Origin of the sequence: Pseudomonas mendocina (genome assembly GCA_037482215.1) — a bacterium.
GTDB lineage: Bacteria > Pseudomonadota > Gammaproteobacteria > Pseudomonadales > Pseudomonadaceae > Aquipseudomonas > Aquipseudomonas mendocina_E.
In genome coordinates this window covers 1,666,408-1,688,752 of sequence record CP148074.1, presented here as the reverse complement: position 1 = coordinate 1,688,752, position 22,345 = coordinate 1,666,408, and the positions used below count along the sequence as shown (strand labels likewise).

Here is a 22,345-nt window from a genome sequence, read left to right as displayed (position 1 = left end):
TGCCGAAAAGTACAACCATCGAGTAAGACCTCCCCCACCGGAAAGAACACCTTGCACTGTCACGGATGCCAGCTTGGCTCAAGCCTCGAACTCGGCCTGTAAAGCAGCCCGCACACAGTACAGAACACCTGGGTCAACCTGGCCGGCGAACTGCTCGATAATCTCAGCCACTGGGGGCAGCTCCCCTTCGCCATCAAGGAAGGCATCCTGAATTTCCCCAAGCAGCTCCTCAGGCAGATCCAGTGCTTGCTCCAAGGACAACTGTTGGCGACCAATCGCGTCAGCGAGCATGCTGTACACCGACTTCTCGGTGCAACTTAGCTGGCTGGCGATTTGCGCCGGGGTCATCCCGGCGCGGGCCAGACTGACCAGTTCGTGGCGCAGATCAGCCACTGCTCTTGGCGTTTCCTCACCACCGTTAAGTACTTCGAGGAAAGCTTCGCCATAGCGCTCAAGCTTACGCGCACCAACGCCGCTCACCTGAGCCATCTCGGGCAGTGTCGAGGGTTTGCTACGCAGCATTTCCAGCAGAGTGGCATCAGGGAAGATCACATAAGGCGGCACGCTGTGCTCTTCAGCCAGCTTACGCCGGAGAGTACGCAGTGCTTCCCACAGGGTTTTCTCATCACTGCGAACCAGCTGGCTCGCTGCGCTGCCTGAAGCCTTCGCACTTTGCTGAGGCTTGAGGTCCCTGCGCAATTGCAGGCTGACCTCACCCTTGAGTAGTGGACGACAGGAGTCTGACAAACGCAGGCCACCAAAGCCTTCCAGATCCAACTCCACCAATCCCCTTGAAACCAACTGCCGGAACAAGGAGCGCCACTCGCCATCATTCATGGATTTGCCGATGCCGAACACACTCAGGTGCTGGTGGCCAAGATCGCGCACCTTATCGTTTTCACGGCCTTGCAAGACATCCACTAAATGCCCCACGCCGAAGCGCTGGCCTGTTCGATAGATTGCCGACAGCGCCTGCCGCGCCGGTTCGGTCGCATCCCAGGTCTGGATGGCATCCACACAGTTGTCACAGTGCCCGCAAGGCTTTTCCAGTTCTTCATCGAAGTACTTCAGCAGCGCCTGGCGCCGACAGCGGGTTTCCTCACACAACGCCAGCATGGCATCCAGCTTGTGCTGTTCAATACGCTTGTGGCGCTCGTCACCTTCAGAGTTATTGAGCATCTGCTTGAGGAAGATCACATCCTGCAAGCCATAGGTCATCCAAGCATCCGCCGGAAGACCATCACGCCCGGCCCGGCCGGTTTCCTGATAGTAGGCTTCAAGCGATTTTGGCAAATCCATGTGGGCAACAAAGCGCACGTTGGGTTTGTCGATGCCCATGCCAAAGGCAATGGTTGCCACCATGATCAAGCCTTCCTCATTGAGGAAGCGCCTCTGGTGATAGGCCCGCAGATCGTTGCTGAGCCCTGCGTGATAAGGCAATGCAGGAAAGCCCTGATCGCAGAGGAAACTGGCCACTTCCTCGACTTTCTTACGCGACAGACAATAGATGATGCCAGCATCCCCTTTACGCGGAGTGAGGAAGCTCAGTAACTGTTTACGTGGCTGCTCTTTGGGGACAATGCGGTAAAAGATATTGGGCCGATCAAAGCTGGAAAGAAAGCGCTCCGCTGATTGCAGATGTAAACGTTGGACGATCTCTTCACGGGTACGCATGTCCGCTGTGGCCGTCAGGGCGATGCGCGGTACATCCGGAAACAGCTCAGCGAGCTGACCAAGCTGCAAATACTCTGGGCGGAAGTCATGCCCCCATTGTGATACGCAGTGGGCTTCATCAATGGCAAACAGGGCAATCTCCAGCCCTTCCAGAAAGCTCAGCATTCGTGGCTGAACCAGACGCTCCGGCGCCACGTAAAGCAATTTGATTTCACCACGACGAATGCGTCCGGCGATCTCAATCTGTTCTTCCGTACTGAGGCTGGAGTTCAGCGCCACCGCCGCCACGCCCAGCTCATTCAAGGTCGCGACTTGGTCTTCCATCAATGCAATCAGCGGCGACACCACCACCGCCAACCCATCACGCAGCAAAGCCGGGACTTGAAAACACAGGGACTTACCGCCTCCTGTGGGCATCAGTACCAGTGCATCACCGCCGCTGGCAACACGCTCGATAATGGCGCCCTGACGACCACGAAAGCTGTCGTAGCCGAATACGTCTTTAAGGATGCGTTGCGCCTGATCAAGCATGAAGGGTCTCCAAAACAAGCCGCGCATTATACGCACCTGTCGACGGCCACGGCTGGGCCTGATCAGCTTTACATCGAAATGCGCCGGTATTGTCCTGTAGCTATGGCCGCTAAAGCTCTACTGGACTAGAATCCACCGTTGTTTATTCCCTTAAGGTAGCGCCCAATGTCCTTCGCCGAGCAACTCTCCCGCCTTCAAGCCTTCCTCGATGCTGACGAGTTGCATGAAGAAGCGCTGGACTACATTGCCGCCCACGGCTATCTGACTGCCCTCTCGATCTGCCCGGAGAAAGTCCCGGAGCGCGAGTGGATCGACGCGCTTTTCTCGGAAACACCGAAATACCGTGACGATGCCCAGCGCGAAGAAATCGAAGGCACCTTGATCCAGCTGCAAGCTCACATCGCCCGCCAACTGGCCAGTGATGATGACCCTGAAGTTCCATGCGACTTGGACCTGGGTGATGATCCTGATGAGTCCGAACTGCGCGGCTGGTGCATTGGTTTTATGGAAGGTGTCTTCTTGCGCGAAGCCGTATGGTTTGACGATGCTGAAGATGAAGTCAGCGAACTGCTGTTGCCGATCATGGTTGGTTCCGGCTTGTTCGATGAGCAACCTGAGTTTGCCGATATCGCCCGTGACCGCGACTTGGTAGACAGCATGGTCGACCAAATCCCAGACGTGCTGACCGCCCTCTTCTTGCTGTGCAATGCACCGGAAGAGAAACCTGCGCTGCTGAAGCCCCGTCACCACTAAGCTTGCGCCACCCTTATGGCGCGACAAATCCAAAAACAGCGTAATCCGCTGATTCGCTACGCTCTGCTGGCCGTTGGCTGGCTGAGCGTCGTGTTGGGCGTCATCGGCATCTTCCTGCCTGTCCTGCCAACGACGCCCTTCCTGTTGCTTGCCGCTGCCTGCTTTATGCGCAGCTCAGAGCGGTTTTATTTGTGGCTGATCAACCACCGCCACCTTGGCCCGTGGATTGTTGACTACCTTGAGGGGCAAGGCATTCCACTCAAGGGTAAGGTCTACGCCATCGGGCTGATGTGGTTGAGCATCAGTATTTCCTGTTACGTGGTCCCGCTGTTCTGGGCACGCCTGTTCATGCTTACCAGCGCCATTCTGGTAACCATCTATATCCTCAGACAAAAGACCCTGAGCAAACGCTAACCCAGCCACCGACCTAGCGCCATTAAGTACGGACTGTTGTACACCCAAGGGGCCTAGTGGGTACTCTGTTGGTATATTAGTACAATAAAAACTAAACTTCTCCATCCACCCTCCCGCTAATCGAGACGCGGTTTATGCAGGCCTGCCAGACTACATGCGGATGGCTTCAGCGCTTCCAAGCGGCGCTGCTGGGCTGCTGCATTCTGCTACTGGGCCTTGCCAGTGCAGTTGCCAACTGGGATTTCGGCCTGATCATCCAAAATGCAGAGAGACAGTACGGCAGCCTTGGCAGCGGCAAACAGCGAATACTCGATTGGGAAGAACAGATCAAAGCCAGCCTGAGCACTAAAGAAAGAGAACAGCTCAACGACATCAACCGTTTTTTTAATCGCCAGGTTCGCTTCTCTGACGACATAAACGTCTGGCGGCAAAAAGATTATTGGGCCACCCCCGTGGAAATGCTGGTGAAGGGCTCGGGTGACTGCGAAGACTACTCCATCGCCAAATACTTCACCCTGCGCCGCCTGGGGATCCCCAGCGAAAAGCTGCGCATCACCTACGTTAAGGCATTGAATTACAACCAGGCGCACATGGTGCTGACTTACTACGCCACGCCCACCTCTGAGCCTTTGGTGCTGGATAACCTGATTAACGACATTCTACCGGCCTCACAGCGCAGAGATCTGCTGCCTGTTTACTCCTTCAATGCTGAAGGCCTGTATCTACCGGGTTCCAATAACAAAAAAAGCGACACTAAAAAACTTTCGCGTTGGCAAGATCTGCTCAGAAAAATGCGAACTGAAGGCTTCGCCATTGGCGAAGGCTAGGAGGCTACATGTCATTGCTCAAACAGCTTTTTATCGCCATCTGCCTATTATTGGCGGTGGCTTTTACCGGCAGCTTTATCGTCGGCGTAGAAAGCTCGCGTGAACAACAGCTCAGCCAGCTGCGCTCCCACGCGCAGGATGCGGCCACAGCCCTGGGGCTTTCCCTGACCCCGCATGTGGATGACATGGCCATGTCCGAACTAATGATCAGCTCGATCTTCGACAGCGGTTACTTCGCCAGCATCCGCCTGATTCGCATTCCCGACGATGAGGTTCTAGTAGAACGCCACATATCGGACACAAGCGCAGAAACCGTTCCGGCATGGTTTAGTCGATTAATCAACTTGCAGCCCCAACCCGGTGACGCCCTGATCATGCGTGGCTGGGAACAGGCCGCCCGCGTTGAGGTTATCAGCCACCCGAACTTTGCCCTGGCTCGTCTTTGGGACAGCGCCATTGGCACTTTGCTCTGGTTGTTGCTGTGTGGCGTCATCAGTGCGCTAGTGGGAGGATGGTTGCTACGCAAGCAACTGAGCCCACTCGACAAGATGGTTCAACAAGCTCAGGCCATCAGCCGCCGCGAATTTCTCACCCTGAACAAAGTACCGCGCACCCCTGAACTCAAGCGCGTTGTAAGCGCCATGAATCAGATGGTCGACAAACTCAAGACACTTTTTGCTGAAGAAGCCTCACGCAGCGAGAAGCTGCGCGAAGAAGCCTACCAGGACAGCATCACTGGCCTGGCAAACCGCCGCCAATTCGACATCAGCCTGACCAACCGACTCGACACCAGCGAGCAAAACACCGAAGGCTACCTGTTCCTGCTCCGGGTAAATGATCTGGCCGGTCTCAACCAGCGCTTTGGCGGCCAGCACACCGATGCGCTGATTGCCGCCATCGGCGAACTCTTCAAACGCATGCTTAGCCAACATCAACGCACCGGCTGGCTGGCATCACGCAGCCGTGGCGGTGAGTTCAGTTTGCTCGCCCCCGGCTTAGGCAGTGAGGAAGCTGAACAGCTGGCTAATGACCTTAATGAAGGCCTACAGACCTTGCTGCAAACCGGCGCTAGCGATTGCAATCCGGTTGCTCATGTCGGGATAACCACATTCCGCCCCGGTGAAGAACCTGCTCAAGTTATCGGCCGGGCCGATCAGGCACTGGCTCAGGCTCAGTCACAAAATGACGGCGAACGTAACTGGGCACATCTGGATGACTTCAGTGCACAACCCACCCAGAGCCTTCACGAATGGCGCGAATGGATTGATGAGGCTCTTACCCAGGGCAAATTGCAGCTGTACTTTCAGCCTGTAATTCAATGCGCCGAACGCAGCAAGCTGCTGCACCATAAGGTACTGGCACGCTTGCTTGATCCTCAGGGTGAAGCCATTGCCGCGGGCCGTTTTCTGCCGTGGATTGAGCGTTTGGGCTGGGCGCATCGCTTTGACTTGGCCATGCTGAAACATAGCCTGACTCATCTTCAGCAACATCCAGCGCCATTAGCTTTGAGCTTGTCCAGCGCCACTGTGCGTGATCCTCAAGCCTTCAGCGCACTGATTGAATTGTTGAGGCAGTATCCTCAACAGACGGCTCAGCTGACCTTGGAGTTGGATGAACGCCATCTGCCGCCGCCCGCTGAGCTTGACCAGCTAAGCCGACGCGTTCGGGAATGCGGCTGCAACTTGGGCCTGCAACACTTCGGCGGGCGCTTCAGCTTGATCGGCAACCTGACCCACTTGGGTCTGGCCTACCTGAAACTGGACGGGGCTTACATCCGCGCAATTGATCAGGAAAGCGATAAACGCCTGTTTATTGAAGCCGTATTCCGCGCCACCAACAGCATCGACCTGCCACTGATTGCAGAGATGGTTGAAACCGAGGGTGAGTTTGCTGTGCTGAAGGAGCTGGGCCTTTACGGCGCCATGGGCCGTCTGCTGGGTGCACCGGAGCCCTGGAAAAGCTGATGATGATCAAGGGCGAGCCAAGTGACTCGCCCTTTTCTTTTAGGTCGCTTTAACTGGCGAACAGATAACCTTCCACATCCATTCCGGCGTCACGCATCTGCGCCAGCTTGTAACGCAACGTGCGCGGGCTGATGCCCAGCCGCTCAGCAGCCTCCTTACGTCGACCACGCTCGGCGCGCAAAGTGTCGATAATCATCTGGAACTCATGGCGGCGCAGGTCATCCCCCAAGCCACTCGCCTCACTTGCCACTGGCGCAGTTGCAACGGCTGATACGGGGGACGGCGGCAAAGGCGCGCTGATTGGGGTCAAACCGATCACCGTATCCAGACACAGGTCTTCGGGCTCTATCACCCCACCTTGCTGCAAGATCAACGCACGCTGAATGGCATTGTCCAGCTCGCGCACGTTGCCGGGCCACGCATGCTGGCGCAAACAGGCTTGAGCTGCTGCGGACAAGCGTATTGGGCCGTGATTCATTTTCTTCATGTACTTATCCAGCAGACGCTCAGCCAGCGGCACAATGTCTGCCGGGCGCTCGCGCAGAGGACGCCAGGCCAGCGGAAAGACTGAAAGTCGGTAAAACAGGTCTTCCCGGAAACGCCCTGCTGCCACTTCAGCCGCCAAATCGCGGTTACTGGTAGCCACGACGCGGATATCTAGCGTGATGGGTTTACGTGCCCCCACCCGCTCCACTTCACGCTCCTGCAGCACCCTCAACAATTTGGCCTGCAGGCCAAGGGGCATTTCAGAAATTTCATCAAGCAAGATCGTGCCGCCCTCGGCCAGTTCGAATTTGCCTGGCGTGCTAGCAATGGCCCCGGTGAAGGCACCTTTCTCATGACCAAACAAGGTGGCTTCCAGCATGTTGTCTGGAATCGCCGCGCAGTTGATAGCAATAAAGGGTTTGCTGGCGCGCGGTGATTGCTGATGTATGTACTGCGCCAACACCTCTTTACCTGTACCGGATTCGCCAGTAATCAATACGGTCGAATCGCTCTGCGCGACGCGGGCCGCCAGCGCCAACAATTGCACGCTGGCAGGCTCCACTGCCACCGGTCCGGCCTGATCAGCTGGACTCACTCGCCCTAATGCATGCTTGTCTACCAGCGCCAGCAAGGCCTTAGGCTCAAACGGTTTGACCAAGTAATCGACGGCTCCGAGGCGCATGGCATCGACTGCCCGATCTACCGCTGCAAAAGCAGTCATCAACAGTACCGGCAACTGTGGGTAGTTATGACGAATCCGAGCCAGAAGCTGATGGCCATCCATGCCCGGCATGTTCACATCACTGATCACCAGGCTGAAGGTTTCTTCAGTCAACGCTTGCAATGCGGATTCAGCACAATCCACAGCACGATAATCATGCCCGGCGATGCTCAGCGTATCGGCCAAAGCCTCGCGCAATGCCCGGTCGTCTTCTACCAGAAGGATTTTATTGCTCATACCCACTTACTCCTGAAACACAGCCTGCGGCGCACAAATCAGCGGAAGGCTGAGCGTTGCGCAGGTGCCCAATCCAGGGCGAGAGCGCAAAAACAATTCACCTTTGTGGGCTTTTGCCACTGCCTTTACAACGGCCAGTCCAAGGCCTGTTCCTGTTGTCTTAGTGGTAAAAAAAGGCTCGCCGAGGCGCTCGAGAGCATCCTGAGCAACGCCTGGACCATTGTCGCTAACACTCAGGCGCAGCGTGTTGCCACGAACGTAAAGATGGACCTTCAGCAGAAGGTCGTCAGGGTTAGCCTGGATCGCGTTCTCAATCAGGTTAAGCACGGCACCCGCCAAGGTGTCGCGATTACACAGCACTTCACCTACGTTGCTGTCGCATTGCCAACGGACTTGCAGCCCCTGCACATGGGGCTCAGATGCATTACGTACGGCATCAAACAACGCTTTGGGAGAGAGACGGTCCGGCATTGGCAGCTCACCACGGGCAAACACCAGCATGTCGCGCACCTGATGCTCCAACTCGTATAGGCGCTCCTTGAGTCTTGCAGCAAAACGCTTCTGCTGTTCACCAGTTAATGACTCGTCGGCCAAATGACTTGCATAGAGCATCGCCGCAGACAGCGGCGTGCGTACTTGGTGAGCCAGCGATGCGACCATCCGACCGAGGGAGGACAATCGCTCATGCCTGGCCAATTGGTCCTGCAAGCGACGGGTTTCGGTCAAGTCGTTCAGCAAGATGAGCTGACCTGGTTCGCCATCCAGAGAGCGGGTTGCAATGGATAAGCGGCGGCCATCCTTGAGTGAGATTTCGTGGCCATCATCTTCGCGGGGCGAAAAATTACGGATAATTACGTCGCGCCACAGCATGCCAACCAGCGGCTTACCTAATAGAGCACAAGCAACTGGATTGGCCTCACGCACAACACCCTGAGCATCCAGAACAATGACACCGCCAGGCAGCAGATCGAGAAGGCTCTGTAGACGATGTGCCAGACGCTCTTTTTCTGCCAACTCCTGCAGGCGCTGAGCGCTGGCCAGCTCCAGCTGCCCCTTGAGCTCATTCACACGCGCCTCAAGCAAGCCGTATGAGGTATTGAGCTGGCTGGATACCTGATTGAATAGAGCGTAGGCCTGCTCTACATCAACAGGATTAACGTGCTCAGCTTCACGGCAGAGTGCCTGGTTCGGATCATGGCGTTCGGCAGTTGCGCTCATAGTGTTCTCTCGCGTGACGAGGCGTCAGAAGACAGTCATTTGCAGAGAGCTAAAGCAATACCCGTGCCTTAAAATTTAATCGATATAAATCAATGAGTTAAAAAATAAGGCCGAAGATTTTATTAACCTTCGGCCTTATTCATGCGAGAAACGCCAAGTTGCTGACAGAAGCGGCAGGCGCTACTCATCACCCTCATCTTCACGGCGGCTCATGCCGTACTTGCGCATTTTCTCGACCAGCGTGGTACGTCTGATGCGCAGGCGTTCAGCAGCTCGGGCCACGACGCCACCGGCATCATCAAGCGCCTGCTGAATCAGCCCCTGCTCCAAGTTGCCCAGGTAATCCTTAAGGTCCAGCCCTTCGGGCGGTAACATGGCCACGGAATCCACACCCGGCAGACCAGCCATCAACGACGAGCGCTCATCCAGCTCCTCACGAATACCGGCAACCATCCCGTCGTCTTCATCGTCGACGTGGCGGAATTTCTTCGGTAGCTCGCCAACGCCAATTACACCATACGGATGCATGATGGCCATGCGTTCGACGAGGTTAGCCAGCTCACGCACGTTTCCCGCCCAGTCGTGACGACACAGCGACATGATGGCCGCCGAGTTGAAACGGATCGACCCGCGCTTTTCCACTTCCATGCGTGAAATCAGCTCGTTGAGCAGCAGAGGAATGTCCTCAATACGCTCACGCAGCGGCGCCATCTCAATCGGGAAGACGTTCAGTCGATAGTACAGATCTTCACGGAAGCTGCCGTCCTCAATCATCTGTTCCAGATTCTTGTGGGTTGCAGCGATGATGCGCACGTCCGCATTCTGAGTCTTATTACTGCCAACACGCTCAAATGTACGCTCCTGCAACACGCGCAACAGCTTAACCTGCATCGGCAGCGGCATATCACCGATTTCGTCGAGGAACAGGGTGCCGCCATTGGCCAGTTCGAAACGGCCAGCACGGCTGGTGATCGCACCGGTGAAGGCCCCCTTCTCATGACCAAACAATTCGCTTTCCAGTAGCTCAGCGGGAATAGCCCCGCAATTGACCGGCACGAATGGCGCGTCACGGCGCTTGGAGTGGTAATGCAGATTACGGGCGACCACCTCTTTGCCCGTACCCGACTCCCCAAGGATCAATACACTGGCCTCGGTATCGGCAACCTGCTGCATCATTTTGCGCACTTGCTGAATGGCACGACTGGTACCGACCAAACTGCGGAACAGGTTGGGCTCACGCTGACGACCACGCTCACGGGCTTGGTCATACATTTCGCGATAGACCTGAGCACGGTGCAGACTATCGAGCAACTTGTTGTAGCTGAGCGGCAACTCAAGGCTGGCCAACACGCTGCGGCGCTGTTCTTCAGGCCAGTCAACGGAGATCTGTTCCCCAACCAGCAAAGTTGGGATGAACGAGTCCCAACCGGCAAGCTGCTTGAGCACTTCAAGCAGGCCACCTTTTGCCTTCACTTCGCCAAGCAGAACGCTAAGGACTTCCCGGCTGGACTCCAGCTCGGCAACGCATTGCCGCCAGTTCTGGCTGTCGCACGCCAGATGATCTTCCCCAAGAAAGTTCAGAATCACCGTTAAATCGCGACGGCGATCGCTATTGTCATCAATCAGGAGAATCTTCGTCTCACGCCACATAAGTAAGTCTGCTGTTCCCGAAGTGGAAAATGCGTCACTAACCCAACCTTCAGGGTCAACGATATTAATTAGCCACTAGTAAAGTCAATTTCGGTGGCAATGTCAATTTTATGGCGTACAAAACTCGTTGACCAGCAGCAGTTGCAAACCTCAGCTGAACAATAAGTTTTGGAAGTTGTGATAAGTGCAGAAATACAGAGAGGAGCCGGTGCATTTTGGCACCGGCCTTAAAGAAAGCGAATTTAGCTGAAGAACTGATAAACCTTGGCGCCCTGCTTGGACTGATTGATCTGCACCATTTCCTGAGCCAAGCGGCGTTGCTCTGCCTGACAGACGCTTACAAGCTCACGATACAAGTCCAGCAAATCCTGCATACGCGACTGAAGCAGCTGTTCATCCGCCACTGATTCGACCATGACTTCATCAACAGCCTGGCGGCATTGCAGATCCAACTCACCAATGGCTGCCCAGTCCCGACTGACTAATGCCTGACGCAGGGCACTGCCGGTTTCTTCAAGACGCTGCACAGATGAGCTCATTAAACCTTCCTCTACCAACGCATTACTGCGCAATGGCGTCCCAGCCTGATTTCACATTACGCAACAGGCCAGCCACCTCATCCAGGGGTTCGACTTGATTGTGCACATTAGCTTCAACCAGACGCCCAGCCATATATTCGTACAGATTATCCAGATTGGTGGCAATTTCGCCACCGACTTCGAGGTTTAGCCCCTGGCGTAGGCCACCGATAATTCCGATGGCCTTGCTGATCAGCTCACCCTTCATTGCAGTCTGCCCACGCTCCATTGCGCCACGCGCCTGAGCGATTCGAGTCAAACCGCCCTCCATCAACATCTGAATCAGGCGATGCGGACTCGCTTCAATTGCCTGAGCCTGTGTATTGACGGTTTGATATTGCTTGAGGGCCGCCAGAGCGTTCATCGCATGTTCTCGCTAGTTACTAAGTGGATATTCCTAATATCGGCCTAGCAGCGAAAAACTTTAGCGATGAAAACACCCAAATCAGCGTTCCAGAGCGGTTTCTGCTTCCGGCTCAATGGAATCCCAAGCAGTCTTGATCTGCTCGAGCAGCGTCTGCACTTCATCCAGAGAGTCCAGTGTCTTATCGAGGGAAACTCCCGCCAGACGGCGCGTCATGTAGTCATAAAGCGAGTCCAGATTCTCGGCGATATCACCCCCGAGCTCTTTATCAAGACTAGCCTGCAGCACACCCAAAATAGTGATGGTTGTGCCTACTGCCAAGCCACGAATCTCGGTGTCACCCTCAGTGTGAGCATGCTTGGCTAACATCACACGTTGCAAAGCGCCCTCAAGCAGTAACTGAACAGTCTTGTGCGGAGAAACTTCTTGGTTCAAGTTGACCTGCTTATAGGTGTCAATCGGAGCCTTGCTCATTACTTATCCTGTTTAACTACGCCAGGCAGGCTGGCTAAAGAATTAGTGAGGTTTTCGCTTGTACGCGAGAGTTGAGCGACAAGGCTATCCATCGCCTGATATTGCGCAAGCAGGCGAGTCTCGAATTTTTCAATACGCAGATCCAGCACTTCCTGCTGCTTCTTCAAATCGGCTTTAGTCGACCAAAGTGCACTGTCACGCTGCTTAATTACGCCGTCAGTACCCAAGTAGGGTTTAGTGACAGACTCAAGACGCCCCATCAGACCATTAGTGCCGGTGAGGAACTCGCCAGCCTGATCAAAATTGTTAACCAGAAACGCATCGAGTTTACTGCTATCCAAGCTGAGGGTGCCGTCTTTTTGGGTGGTAACACCCAGCTCTGCCAGCGAACTGACACCTGTCCCACTGGTGTTCAGACTGACCATCTCCTTGCGTAAACTTGCAAGAAGGTTACGTACAGATGAGTCCCCTACCAATGCACCGGTAACCGGGTTTTCACCTTCCTGCGCCGCAGGAACCACCACGGTCAGACTGTTAGTTGTGCTTATCAGTTTGTTGTAAGCATCCACGAACTGCTGAAGGTTTGTACGAACAGCGGATCTATCTTGGCTGACGGTGATATCGACAGTTTTATTTGCAGCGATGTCATCAGCAGACTGAACGCCTGTCAGCTTGATTGTCACGCCATCAATAACGTCACTGATGGTGTTGGAATCTTTCTTTACTGCGAGCCCGTCTACCGTAAACAGTGCAGACTTAGCAGTATCAATGGTTTTACTGTTGCTGCCAGAAACTGATGCAAGAGCGCTTAGATTGTTGCTACCTGCACTGCTGTCATCACTGCTCGCAGTGACGGTCAGGTCCTCACCGTTGCTGGAGTGAATCACCAGCCGAGAGCCATCCTTAACGGTTTCAATGGAAGCACTGATGCCCTGGGATGCACCGGCAGCATTGATTTTCTGCATGATTGCGTCGAGAGAGTCCTCGGCGTCAACATCAATACCAAGGCTTACAGCCCCACTGGCAATTGTCAGGGTACCCTGTTTGAAGGTCGCGGCCGCACCACCCTCAACTTGCGGCAGTTGGGTCGTGCTGCTACCCCCAGTAAAGCCCAGCGCCTTCAACGAGTTGCTGCCAGAGGCCGCACCATCCTCAGTGACACTGACTTTAAGATCGTTCCCCTCGCCCGTTTTGGATGAGCTCAGCACCAACCGAGAGCCGGACGAGTCTGTAACGATACTTGCACTAATACCTTTGCTATCGCCCGCAGCATTAATAGCATCACGAATGCCAAGCAGACTGTTGTTCTGTTCGGTGATATTGACCTCAATGCTGCTATCGCCAGCACTGATGGACAATGAGCCGGTATTAAATGAAGCGGATGAGCCCCCCGTAACAGAGGGCAACACCACCTTGCTGCTGGAGGCTAGCTGTTGCACCTGCAAGCTGAATTTGCTGGGCGGGATGTTGCCGTCAGAGGTAACCGTTAAAACCGATGAGTTGGATGACGATACACTCTGTTTCTGAAATGCAGAGGCCTTATTCAGGTTCTGCAGTGCAGTGCCCAGCTCATTAACAGCTGAATACAATGTGCCCAAGGCTGATATCTTGGACTCAGCAGCAGTCTGCTGCTTGGTAATTTGGTTTTGCTTAGGAGCACGCTCCACAGCCACCAGCTTACTGACCATTTCCTGGATATCAATCCCTGACCCCAGACCTGAGATACCAGCCATGATTCACCTCGCCAAAAATGTGACTGCCAATCCTTGTTAGGGAAGAACAATCAAAAGCCGTGCCAACCTTGTGGGTCAGGCCTCGGCCTTGAACAGCAGACTGCGAACCTCAGAAAGGTTCTCAGCCAGCTGCAACGCTTCCTCAGAAGGAATCTGCCGAATTACATCGCCAGAACCGCTGTCGGTGACTTTAACAACCACCCGACCGCTACCCTCCTCAAGGGAAAAATTAAGGCTGCGACTTACAGACTGGACAAAGTCACTAATTGTAGCCACCGCTGCTTCTAAATCTTCACGAGAACCACGGCCAGCATTCAACACATTGCGCTGCTGTTCAGCGAGGGCTGCACCAGCAGTAGTACCAGAAACGCGACTGTCAGCAGTGACTGACGCTGTAGCTGTATTGGCAATAGATCTGGTATCCATAATCCTCTCCTCAGAATGAGGCAACGGGGGAAAGAGCTCAGCTCATCCCCCCGAAGTCTAGCTTATTATGCTTAGCCCAAGAGGCTGAGCACTGCCTGTGGAAGCTGGTTGGCCTGAGCCAAGATAGCGGTACCAGCCTGTTGCAGGATCTGATTTTTGGTCAGTTCCGAAGTCTCCGCTGCGAAGTCAGTATCCCGAATCCGGCTGCGAGCAGCAGAGGCGTTCTCGGAGATATTCTGCAGGTTGGAGATGGTGTTTTCAAAGCGGTTCTGTACAGCACCCAGTTGAGCACGCTGCGAGTCGATGTTAGCGATCGCGCCGTTGATGATACCAAGAGCATCCTGTGCGCCAGTCGAAGTACTGATATCGATCTCGCGAACAGTGTCCAGCTCACTGAATACTGCACCACTGCTAGTTGCCATCCCAGAGCCCATGCCAGTCAGTGAGAAGGCATCAGCTGCTTCAAAGCGGATTTGACCATCAGCACGCATGCCCGAACCTGCGGAGATAGTGCCAGAGCTCATGGCTGTCTCACCGGAGAAGTCATAAGCAGTCATGGTTGCAGTACCGGAAGTTGCCGCGAAGTCGCCGATCACGATCGCATCACCGCGGGAGCTAACCAGTTCAATCTCTCCGCCTTTGGAGATGGCCGAGATACCAGTTTTGCCAGTTTCTTTGTTGATAGCATCAGCCAGAGCACCCAGATCAGCTGGATCCTTGATCACAGCAGAAACAGTAGCACCCTCATCTGCAGTAGTTTTGCTGTCAGCGCCGTAAAGCTTGAAGGAGACAGTATTTCCAGCGCCCGATGCGCCAGCAGAAATACCACCCAAGCGGGCGACTGTACGCGCACTCGCAGTTACACCAGTCTCATCGCTTTTCGCGTTTACGGCAGCAGCTACTTCACTTGCAGCCCCGCTGGTCGCGTAAGTAATAGCCACATCACCCTGGGACAGCTTGGAGTTGATGCTGAAACCACTGGATGCGAACGCACTGCCAGAAGTGGCGCTAAAGCCGCTACCTTGTACAGTCGGCGCATAACCGGTACCCGCCCCTTGGGAAGAGGTAAAGCGGTTTACACCGATACGGTCAGTTGCTGCAGAACCGATGGAAACACTGATGGTTTCGTAGGCGTTGGCACCCACTTGGAAGCTCTGGGAACCGAACGAGCCGTCAAGAATTTTGCGACCACCGAAACTGGTGGTCTCAGCGATACGGTTCAGCTCCTGTTGCAGCTGAGCCACCTCACCTTGCAGAGCAGCACGCTCACTCGCACCGTTGGAACCGTTAGCCGATTGCAGGGCCAGGTCTCGCATACGCTGCAGGATACCAGTGGACTGCTGCAGTGCACCTTCAGCAGTCTGGGCCAGAGAGATACCGTCGTTCGAGTTACGGGTTGCAACATTCAAACCGCTGATCTGGCTGGTCAGTCGGTTGGAAATCTGCAGACCAGCAGCGTCATCTTTTGCGCTGTTGATGCGGAAACCAGTCGACAGGCGCTGCAGCGAAGTATCCAGACCCTTGGACGAGGTGTTCAGGTTACGCTGAGTGTTCAGCGAGGCTACGTTTGTGTTGACAGTAAGGGCCATGGTGAATTCCTCCAAAGGACCTAGCAAAGTTTGTCTGAGCTTGCGAGCTTCGGGCCTGCTTGCTCAGACGCCCCATAAAGTTCGCATTCGTTACTTTTATCGGCCTACCCCTAAAAATCTTTAGGGCCATGGCCGAATTTTTTTTTGACGCATTAAAATTGGCACCAAGGCGGTTGGAGGTTCATTTTCGACCTCCTTTATAAGTAGCTGTGTCTTGCACTGTTCTGGCCGATACTGCGTCAGTCAGTACGCAGTATCAGCCGCTCAGTTACTGACCAGACCATGCCTGCAGCCAGTTTCTGGCTGCGTTTTCGTCGAGCATCCAGTCACTGCGTACTGACACCTGCAACTCATCTCCCATCTTGGCCGCTGCATCCAAATCACTGATATGTGCACGTATGGCATCGACCCAGTCTTTGAATCGGTTTTTCACCCGGGTAACTGGCAAGTCTCCCTGGTAGCACGCCAAGTCGCTGCAAATTACGGGATAGCCGCAGACACCGTACTCAAGCAGGCGCAGATTGCTCTTGCATTCGTTGAACAGATTCTGCTCCACAGGGGCTAAGGCCAAGTCCAGGTTTAAACTGGCCAATGCAGCTGGATATTTCTCTATATCGACACCCGGATAGAATTCATGAATATAGGGCCGCAATTTGGCCGGGCACATCCCTAGGAATACCCACTCCACTTCATCCGCCAATGCTTTGACCACATCCGCAATCAACTCCAGATCGCCGGTGTGGCTGGCGCCGCCAGCCCAGCCCACGCGAGGCTTGCGCCCTTGTCGACGCTTGCTCTTCAAGCCTTCCCACCATTCTGGGGCCAAGCGGTTTTCCACCACCTGAATTTCACCGTGCAGACCAGTAAAGGCCTCAGCCAGACGCTCGGTTGACACCACAAAACGATCCACATAGCTCAGGCCTTTACGCAGGGACTTCAATACATCTTTGGGCATTTGCTCGCGGTGTACGTTTTTCAGTGGCAGGTTAGGCAAGTAGTCATCCAGCTCATAAACCTTGAACGCACGCGAGAACTTCTGGATACGGCGCATGGCCTCCAGCCGCTCGTCACCAATCTGACGCTGCAACACAATAACATCCGGGTCATAGCGCTCCAGATCAGCTACGTGCAACAAGCCCGGAGAAAGCATGCCATCGATAAGGCCCGCCTTCTGCTGTGCCTTAAAGGGCAGGATGATCCGGTAGTTACCGCAACCATGCGGGTCAGCCGGATGAGCCAGCACCACTGGCCGCGGGCGCCAGCTCAGCGGACGCCAGGTCAGTTTGAAATCAGGCTCGATTTCAAAACCCACGCCGTTGAGTGAAAGGTTTGCGTTGTAAGCCGGATCGCGGGCGAGGACAGACACCCAGCGCTCATACATCGCATCCTGCTCAGACACAAAACGCTTGAGTTTGGCCTCAGCGGCAGCAGTATCCACACTGTTCTGGCTGACACTGCCTTCGTGTAACAGCTGGGCAAATGGTGTCCACACAGTCAGATAGCCAGCCTGACGGGACTTCAGACACAAATCCACATCGTTGTAGGAAACCTTGAAGACCTCCTCGTCTAGGCCACCGACCTGCTCGTAAACTTCACGGCGAATCATCAGGCAAGCAGCAGTCACAGCAGTGTAGTTCTGCACCACTTGCATGCGCTGCATGTAACCCGGCGCATCCGCCGGCGAGCCAATAAACGGATGGTCTGCTGGCCCGCGTAGGCCCAAGACTACCCCGGCGTGCTGAATGCGACCGTCCGGGTACAGCAGCTTGGCCCCGACAATACCCACTTCCGGACGCTGAGCGTGGTTGAGTAGCTCGTCCAGCCAGCCCCCGTCGATGATGGCTGTGTCGTTGTTCAGCAGAACCAGATACTCGCCACGTGCTTCACGGGCAGCCATGTTGTTAATGGCCGAGTAGTTGAACGGATGTGGATAGCGCAAGACACGTAACTTGGGCTCATTAAGGCCAATAATCCCTTGCAGCCACTCGCGGGCCTCCGGGGTTTCGCTGTTGTTGTCGACGATGATGACTTCGTAATTCTGGTAACGCGTCAACTCCAGTAGCGACTCGACACAACGCTGCACCATCGGCAGTTGGTCTTTGGTCGGAATGATGATCGATACCAGCGGCTTGCTAGCATGTTGGTAATCAATGCGGTAGCGGCCCGGCAAATGCTCCTTCAGCTCAGCCGCATAACCGCGCTGGCTCAGGTGACGCAGCAGCGTAGCCTGTTCTTGCGGGTTGTCCTGCAGCTGCGGCGCATCGGTGATCAGAAGCGGCTCGGCGACATGGCCCAGACCGTTCAGGCCGTCCTGCTCAATCAGTCGCAGGATCAAGTCGAACTCCATGGCCTCAGGCTGATCAACGGAATAACCGCCTAGCTCCACAAACAGCTCGCGTTTAACCAGCCAGTGATGCGCCATCACTGCCGGCATGCTCAGCAGGTAATCCAGGTTGAAACCAGGACGCAGGGCTGCGCCGAGTTCGTCATTGGCCAGGCGATGCATTTCATCACCGTACAAGGCGCGGCATTGCGGCTGCCGGATCAGCTCCAATGCAGCCATCATCAGACCGCTTGAGGTGAACTCCTCGCCGGCACGGGCGAGCATAAACCACTCAACCTGGCTCTCACTGATGACGCTATTTAGCTGCGCCACATAGTCAGTCGGATCAATGTTGACGAAGTGCAGCTTGTCCGTGGGACTGGTCTGCGGCACGTTCGCAGGCGTCAGTGCGATTATTTTCAGCGTGGCGTAGAGGCAGCGGTCCAAACCAAGACTCTTGATGGTTGTCATCAGCTTGGCACTGTCGCCTTCCAGATCGACCACGACCACACCCAGCAGCGGCCCACCCTGATGCTGCTCAAGGTGACCGGCAATCAGTTGGTTCTCCTGCTCGGTAGGCAAGCGGTTGGCCAGCCAAGTGCGGGTAATGTCGATTTCAGAACCCGTTGTTTGGGGCGCGGTAGAACTGACAGTCTGGGAATGTGCCCCCTGATCCAGATAGCGTTGCAAAGCCTGACGCAAGCGGGTCGGCGACAAACGCACATCCAACATGGACGCTTTGAGGCCCTCCACGCTGCCGGGGAACAACTGAACCTGACGCTGGAACTCAACTTCCTGGGCCAGGTATGCATCGGTATCGACCGGTTTACCAGTTAGCTGGCTGACCACACGCGACGACAGCTCGGCAAGATGCAGCGGAGTATCGGCCATCGGCTGGGCGACACTGCCAATCCGCGCCAGACTGTGGAACATGCCTCGGAACAGTGGCAAGGCCACATCAATCTCCGGCCAAAGTTGCCACTCCAGATCAAACAGCGTGCCGTTGCCTTCAGCATCAAGCACCAGATTGAACGGCGTGGCATCAAAATATTGTCCAGGAAGCACAAGGCGGCCGCCCTTATCAACAGCTGCACTAAACAGCACGCGGGACAGCGGACGCAGCCACTCGGCCAGAGCGCTCACCCCCCAGCCTTCACGGTTCATCAGGGTCAACAGCGAGTTGAAAAGCAACTCACCCTGATGCAGCGGCTCAACCGGACTGAACTGCATCCAGGCTGGCAGTGCGGCGTGGCTATCAAGCAGTTGGCGGCGCACTTCCAGTGCAGTGCCCGCACGATGGATGCTGACTTCTTTACTCAGCTGGCGACGACGGCCCTGAGAGTAGGTGAACGCAACAGCGTCCGGGTCACCAGTCCAGTTACCGCTGCCTTTCTTGGCAACGATAAAGAAAGAGTTTGCCAGGTCACCGACCAGGCCGTTTTCAACCAGGCCGCGCTGAGCCGCGCCTTCGGAGAACGTGCGCTGATAGTTCGCCCCTTGCACCGGCGCAAATACGCCGGAAAGCAGGTTGACCAGTACGTCATCGCGCTGCTCGAGGGCACGCTCGGTGAGCACCATCGAAGGCAGTTTGTAATCTGGGTACGGATAGAAAAACTCAAGCTCAGAGAAATCGGCCTGCTTAAGAATGCGGGCCAAATCGCGACGTCCGAACGTCACCGCTTCGCCGTCGCCATACAGGCTTTCGATACCATAGAACGGCACGCCCTGGTGATCTTCGTAAGCACCGGCCCAGTATTTGAGACCGAGCTTGTTCTCAATCGCGACCAGCAAAACCCCGTCCGGCTTAAGGAAGGATCGCGCCAAGGCCAGCGCTGCGCCAACTGGATCCTCACCGCCAATAAACTTGCGGCTGTACTCAAGCACCCCGATCAGCGTCACGACATCAAAACGCTCGTCGGTTTCAAAGTTCTGGAAGTTGTCGTTGTAGACCTTGACGTTGTTCAGGTCGCGGCAACGGGCTGCCGTAATACCGGCACGACGAAGGCTACCTTCAACACACGTGAGCTCGCACCCGGACTCCCCCAGGAAGCGACTGATTGCACCGCAGCCTGAACCCAGCTCCAGCACCTTTTTACCCTGCAGGCTGGCAGCAATCGGGCGGAACAGGTTGGCGCGCATCGGACTCAGGTGATACAGCGTCGGCCAGTTGCTGATGTGCTGCTGCAGCTCTTCAGAGCCTGTGGAGACATCCGCAGCGTTCTTGATGACGTTATAGAGGAAGTTCTCCACCGCATCGCCGTCACTGTAGTTAAAGCGATTCGCCTCAGGGCGCGTGTAGAGATTGTGTTCAGCGTCAAACTTATACCGAGTGCTCACATCAAAGCCTTCCAGTGAGTTGATAGATATCCAGGCTCATGCCTGCTCGAAACCATGTGGAAATCGTTTCAGCCCTTCAGCGCATTGATCGATAACGCCAGATGATCATGCGAGTAAGGATGTACCGCTCCGAAATACTCAACAGGCACATGAGGAATTTCCCAATTCTTCCCCCGGATGCTCTGGTACTCCCTGTGAAAAAGCTCCCACTTCGAGCCTTCATCATTGGATGAAGTCCCGCCATGGAATTGATGGAAGGTCCCTTCTCCCAACAACACAATCAGGTTCTGCGGCAGTAGTTCCAGCGCGCGGCGGAATATATCCAAGTTGCACAGGCCGCCCCCCGGCAGCTCAAACGCCGGGTCATAACCGCCCAACTGCTCCCAGGTTTGCTTAAGCATGAACAGTGCATTGCTTTCGCTGGTGGGTCCGAACCAGCCACGCGGAGACGAGCCGGCGTAACAGGACACAACAAACAGCCGATACGGGTCTTTGGCCCAGTCGATGGATGCCAGCAGGAAGTCCTCAAACTTTTGCTCATAGCCCATCGCCACACTACGCGACTGATGGACTGGCCCCAGATGGAAACCTACGGTTGAAATCACCGGCTCTTCGCGCAGGTTCCTGGCTTTGAGCACACGGGCCAGCAGCCCCGGCGTCACCATGCGTGCGCCGTCTACGATCACTCCACACACTTCGCCACGGGCCTCAGCCAAGCCCAGGTTTACCGCCGCGACAGGGGATTTGTTCGGCTTTTCCACCTGCAGACAACGCACATCCGCGCCCCAAGCACTCAGCACGCTCTGCGGGACGGGCTCTGCCGAGCCGTTATCCACCACGATGATTTCATAATCATCGGCACTGATGCCCTGCTGTAGCTGCGGCGAGAGGGACTGCACGGTGCGTGGAAGTTCACGCGCCATATTGAACGCCACAACAATGACAGAGAGTTTTTTCATAGCCCTCTCCACGCCAGCAGCTTGCGCAGTTTATGCATCTGTTCTTGTGGCTCGTGAGAGGTCCTGACGGTTTTAATCAACTCGCAGGTGGAGACAATCAGTTCATTATTTGGAGCCATCGCCCCCTCCCTACGCAGCACCCCTTCAGGTACAGCCAGGTCGTTATGGACGTACTCCTTGAGGATGGTTTCATAGTTATCGCTCAGCGCGGTATTGGAAGGGTCCAGGCCGATAATCAGCAGCAAGCCGCTGGGCCATGTATCCAATAAAATCTGAACCAGATCCGGGCGGTAGCGCTTGAGGCAGTCGCGCAGTTTCCACACATCGCCAGTCCACACTGTGGTCTTGCGATCCCGAGCAGCCTGAGCCGGGTGGTTGGGGCACATGTCATCCAGGACCACCACAGTCCAAGGAGTCGCATACGCCTCAATATTAATGAAGTCACGCAGTGCGTATTCGAACAGGTGCATGCCATCAATAAATGCCAGATCCACCTTCTCTTCGATGTTGCTGTTTTTTGCAGCAGCAAAAAAGTCATCGCTGGTCATCTCATAGAACAGCGTTGTGGCAGGAAGCTCTTTAGTGAACTGCTTAAGCGGGTCGATTCCCACTGCGCAGCCTTTGGCCAGACTCAGGCTCCCGGCGTTGCGTACGCCCACTTCCATATAAAGGTCCGGTAACAACTGCTCATGCAGTATGTTCAGTACCTCAAGGTAATTGCGCTGACCCGCGACAGCTTCTTGGCTCATGCCACCACTCCCCTTCAATCCCATGCGTGCTAGCTAGATAAACCAAGCCCGCGAGCACTCGCTCGAACGTCTTGGTCAGGGTGCAAATGTCAGTGTTCTGACGCTAAGCACAGTTTGGGTGGTTCTCTGCAAATATCCCGCCAACTCCCTTGGCCAACCCGCTTAGTGTTCGCACGTCGCCCTAAGAGCAACGACAGGGCACTCGAAAAGCGCCACTGCGCCCATCGAATCAGGCCAGATGCTGTTAAAAAAAAATCAACCCGAACAGCCTCGCTGCAAACCTTGCTGTAGACATCCCGCTTACAGAATGACACTCCTGCCAAAAGATAGCTCAGTGC

General features: G+C 55.2%; 16 protein-coding genes and 1 pseudogene. 4 read left to right on the top strand and 13 right to left on the bottom strand.

Translation table 11 applies throughout. The annotated features are described in order from the left end of the window. Nucleotides 1-78: 78 nt before the first annotated feature. Complete coding sequence (gene recQ, locus WG219_07605) at nucleotides 79-2,205, bottom strand: DNA helicase RecQ (protein ID WXL27308.1); 2,127 nt, start codon at nucleotides 2,203-2,205, stop codon at nucleotides 79-81. Between the two features lie 165 nt (nucleotides 2,206-2,370). On the opposite strand from recQ, the gene WG219_07600 reads away from it, so the two are divergent. The 4 genes from WG219_07600 to lapD all read left to right on the top strand — a co-directional run bounded on the left by WG219_07600 (nucleotide 2,371) and on the right by lapD (nucleotide 6,163). Further along, complete coding sequence (locus WG219_07600; protein ID WXL27307.1) at nucleotides 2,371-2,958, top strand: YecA family protein; 588 nt, start codon at nucleotides 2,371-2,373, stop codon at nucleotides 2,956-2,958. A gap of 15 nt (nucleotides 2,959-2,973) precedes the next feature. Further along, nucleotides 2,974-3,372: a YbaN family protein gene (locus WG219_07595; GenBank protein ID WXL27306.1), complete on the top strand. Its 399-nt coding sequence runs from the start codon at nucleotides 2,974-2,976 to the stop codon at nucleotides 3,370-3,372. A 134-nt stretch (nucleotides 3,373-3,506) separates the two neighbouring features. Next, the gene (lapG, locus tag WG219_07590) at nucleotides 3,507-4,199 is read left to right on the top strand and encodes a cysteine protease LapG (GenBank protein ID WXL27305.1); all 693 of its coding nucleotides are present in this window, start codon (nucleotides 3,507-3,509) and stop codon (nucleotides 4,197-4,199) included. 8 nt (nucleotides 4,200-4,207) lie between these two features. Beyond that, a complete protein-coding gene (gene lapD, locus WG219_07585) occupies nucleotides 4,208-6,163 on the top strand; it encodes a cyclic di-GMP receptor LapD (protein ID WXL27304.1) in 1,956 nt (651 codons plus the stop codon). Between the two features lie 49 nt (nucleotides 6,164-6,212). Here the strand turns inward: lapD and WG219_07580 are convergent, their stop codons facing one another. From WG219_07580 to WG219_07525, 12 genes and pseudogenes are all read right to left on the bottom strand, one after another. Continuing rightward, nucleotides 6,213-7,607 (bottom strand): sigma-54 dependent transcriptional regulator, encoded by a 1,395-nt coding sequence (locus tag WG219_07580; protein WXL27303.1) that lies wholly within the window; start codon nucleotides 7,605-7,607, stop codon nucleotides 6,213-6,215. 6 nt (nucleotides 7,608-7,613) lie between these two features. After that, nucleotides 7,614-8,750, bottom strand: a pseudogene (locus WG219_07575) (ATP-binding protein). A gap of 255 nt (nucleotides 8,751-9,005) precedes the next feature. Continuing rightward, nucleotides 9,006-10,475, bottom strand: coding sequence for a sigma-54 dependent transcriptional regulator (locus WG219_07570; protein ID WXL27302.1), 1,470 nt, complete (start codon nucleotides 10,473-10,475; stop codon nucleotides 9,006-9,008). Between the two features lie 242 nt (nucleotides 10,476-10,717). Then, complete coding sequence (gene fliT / locus WG219_07565) at nucleotides 10,718-11,014, bottom strand: flagellar protein FliT (protein WXL27301.1); 297 nt, start codon at nucleotides 11,012-11,014, stop codon at nucleotides 10,718-10,720. A 22-nt stretch (nucleotides 11,015-11,036) separates the two neighbouring features. Beyond that, complete coding sequence (gene fliS, locus WG219_07560; protein ID WXL27300.1) at nucleotides 11,037-11,417, bottom strand: flagellar export chaperone FliS; 381 nt, start codon at nucleotides 11,415-11,417, stop codon at nucleotides 11,037-11,039. A gap of 81 nt (nucleotides 11,418-11,498) precedes the next feature. Further along, entirely contained in the window at nucleotides 11,499-11,891 is a 393-nt protein-coding gene (fliS, locus tag WG219_07555) for a flagellar export chaperone FliS (protein ID WXL27299.1), read from the bottom strand. Continuing rightward, nucleotides 11,891-13,624, bottom strand: a complete 1,734-nt coding sequence (gene fliD, locus WG219_07550; GenBank protein ID WXL27298.1) for a flagellar filament capping protein FliD — start codon at nucleotides 13,622-13,624, stop codon at nucleotides 11,891-11,893. Before fliD ends, fliS (WG219_07555) begins: the two co-directional genes overlap by 1 nt. 75 nt (nucleotides 13,625-13,699) lie before the next feature. Next, complete coding sequence (locus tag WG219_07545; protein ID WXL27297.1) at nucleotides 13,700-14,050, bottom strand: flagellar protein FlaG; 351 nt, start codon at nucleotides 14,048-14,050, stop codon at nucleotides 13,700-13,702. Nucleotides 14,051-14,121: 71 nt separating this feature from the next. Beyond that, nucleotides 14,122-15,639 (bottom strand): flagellin, encoded by a 1,518-nt coding sequence (locus WG219_07540; GenBank protein ID WXL27296.1) that lies wholly within the window; start codon nucleotides 15,637-15,639, stop codon nucleotides 14,122-14,124. A 268-nt stretch (nucleotides 15,640-15,907) separates the two neighbouring features. Next, nucleotides 15,908-20,299 (bottom strand): glycosyltransferase, encoded by a 4,392-nt coding sequence (locus WG219_07535; GenBank protein ID WXL27295.1) that lies wholly within the window; start codon nucleotides 20,297-20,299, stop codon nucleotides 15,908-15,910. A 68-nt stretch (nucleotides 20,300-20,367) separates the two neighbouring features. After that, nucleotides 20,368-21,258, bottom strand: a complete 891-nt coding sequence (locus WG219_07530; GenBank protein WXL27294.1) for a glycosyltransferase family A protein — start codon at nucleotides 21,256-21,258, stop codon at nucleotides 20,368-20,370. Then, complete coding sequence (locus tag WG219_07525) at nucleotides 21,255-22,007, bottom strand: class I SAM-dependent methyltransferase (protein ID WXL27293.1); 753 nt, start codon at nucleotides 22,005-22,007, stop codon at nucleotides 21,255-21,257. Before WG219_07525 ends, WG219_07530 begins: the two co-directional genes overlap by 4 nt. Nucleotides 22,008-22,345 lie beyond the last annotated feature (338 nt).

What these genes read in the sequence shown, in the direction of transcription:
- fliD (WXL27298.1), bottom strand. Translation starts at nt 13,624, where the DNA reads ATGGCTGGTATCTCAGGTCTGGGGTCAGGGATTGATATCCAGGAAATG.
- WG219_07570 (WXL27302.1), bottom strand. Translation starts at nt 10,475, where the DNA reads ATGTGGCGTGAGACGAAGATTCTCCTGATTGATGACAATAGCGATCGC.
- WG219_07540 (WXL27296.1), bottom strand. Translation starts at nt 15,639, where the DNA reads ATGGCCCTTACTGTCAACACAAACGTAGCCTCGCTGAACACTCAGCGT.
- WG219_07545 (WXL27297.1), bottom strand. Translation starts at nt 14,050, where the DNA reads ATGGATACCAGATCTATTGCCAATACAGCTACAGCGTCAGTCACTGCT.
- WG219_07525 (WXL27293.1), bottom strand. Translation starts at nt 22,007, where the DNA reads ATGAGCCAAGAAGCTGTCGCGGGTCAGCGCAATTACCTTGAGGTACTG.
- fliS (WXL27299.1), bottom strand. Translation starts at nt 11,891, where the DNA reads ATGAGCAAGGCTCCGATTGACACCTATAAGCAGGTCAACTTGAACCAA.
- lapG (WXL27305.1), top strand. Translation starts at nt 3,507, where the DNA reads ATGCAGGCCTGCCAGACTACATGCGGATGGCTTCAGCGCTTCCAAGCG.
- recQ (WXL27308.1), bottom strand. Translation starts at nt 2,205, where the DNA reads ATGCTTGATCAGGCGCAACGCATCCTTAAAGACGTATTCGGCTACGAC.
- WG219_07600 (WXL27307.1), top strand. Translation starts at nt 2,371, where the DNA reads ATGTCCTTCGCCGAGCAACTCTCCCGCCTTCAAGCCTTCCTCGATGCT.
- WG219_07530 (WXL27294.1), bottom strand. Translation starts at nt 21,258, where the DNA reads ATGAAAAAACTCTCTGTCATTGTTGTGGCGTTCAATATGGCGCGTGAA.
- WG219_07580 (WXL27303.1), bottom strand. Translation starts at nt 7,607, where the DNA reads ATGAGCAATAAAATCCTTCTGGTAGAAGACGACCGGGCATTGCGCGAG.
- WG219_07595 (WXL27306.1), top strand. Translation starts at nt 2,974, where the DNA reads ATGGCGCGACAAATCCAAAAACAGCGTAATCCGCTGATTCGCTACGCT.
- fliT (WXL27301.1), bottom strand. Translation starts at nt 11,014, where the DNA reads ATGAGCTCATCTGTGCAGCGTCTTGAAGAAACCGGCAGTGCCCTGCGT.
- lapD (WXL27304.1), top strand. Translation starts at nt 4,208, where the DNA reads ATGTCATTGCTCAAACAGCTTTTTATCGCCATCTGCCTATTATTGGCG.
- fliS (WXL27300.1), bottom strand. Translation starts at nt 11,417, where the DNA reads ATGAACGCTCTGGCGGCCCTCAAGCAATATCAAACCGTCAATACACAG.